Below are 1,333 nucleotides of genomic sequence, written 5' to 3' on the forward strand. Positions count from 1 at the left end.
GATCCATGCCGCCCTCGACGCCCTGGACGTCGATGATGTAAACGCCTTGGCCAAGACCGGCGCCCAGATCCGTCAATGGATCATGGAAGCCGAGTTCCCCGAGAAGCTCAACGCCGAGATCCGCACCGCGTTCGCCACGCTGTCGGCCGGCAACCCTGACATGGCCGTGGCCGTGCGCTCTTCCGCTACCGCCGAAGACCTGCCGGACGCTTCCTTCGCCGGTCAGCAGGAAACCTTCCTGAACATCCGTGGTGTCGAAAACGTCATTCGCGCCGCCAAAGAGGTGTTCGCCTCCCTGTTCAACGACCGCGCCATTTCCTACCGCGTGCACCAGGGCTTCGACCACAAGCTGGTGGCCTTGTCGGCTGGCGTGCAGCGCATGGTCCGCTCCGAAACCGGCACCGCCGGGGTGATGTTCACCCTCGATACCGAATCAGGCTTCCGTGACGTGGTGTTCATCACCGGCGCCTACGGCTTGGGTGAAACCGTCGTACAAGGCGCGGTGAACCCGGATGAGTTCTACGTCCACAAAGGCACGCTGGAAGCCGGTCGCCCGGCCATCCTGCGTCGCAACCTGGGCAGCAAAGCCATCAAGATGATCTACGGTGACGAAGCCCGCGCCGGTAAATCGGTCAAGACCATCGACGTGGACAAGGCCGATCGTGCGCGTTTCTGCCTGACCGACGCCGAAGTCAGCGAGCTGGCCAAGCAGGCGATGATCATCGAGAAGCACTACAAGTGCCCGATGGACATCGAATGGGCCAAAGACGGCGACGACGGCAAGCTCTACATCGTGCAGGCCCGTCCGGAAACCGTGAAGAGCCGCACCCAGGCCAACGTCATGGAACGTTACCTGTTGAAAGAAACCGGCACCGTGCTGGTGGAAGGTCGCGCCATCGGCCAGCGCATCGGCGCCGGCAAGGTGCGGATCATCAAGGACGTGTCCGAGATGGACAAAGTCCAGCCGGGCGACGTGCTGGTTTCCGACATGACCGACCCGGACTGGGAACCGGTCATGAAGCGCGCCAGCGCCATCGTCACCAACCGTGGCGGCYGTACCTGCCACGCGGCGATCATCGCTCGCGAGCTGGGCATCCCGGCCGTGGTCGGTTGCGGCAACGCCACCCAGCTGTTGAAAGACGGCCAGGGCGTGACCGTTTCCTGCGCTGAAGGCGACACCGGTTACATCTTCGAAGGCGAACTGGGCTTCGACATCAAGAAAAACTCCGTGGATGCCATGCCGGAGCTGCCGTTCAAGATCATGATGAACGTCGGCAACCCGGACCGCGCCTTCGACTTCGCGCAACTGCCGAACGCCGGTGTGGGCCTGGCC

Annotated in this window: 1 protein-coding gene; it reads left to right on the forward strand. The window is 63.1% G+C overall.

Annotated elements, in window-relative coordinates; all coding sequences use genetic code 11:
• On the forward strand, nucleotides 1–1,333 hold a 1,333-nt coding region (gene ppsA / locus AC1DLB_RS30180; protein WP_477786304.1), incomplete at both ends, for a phosphoenolpyruvate synthase.

Source organism: Pseudomonas sp. 05N434 (assembly GCF_056396965.1).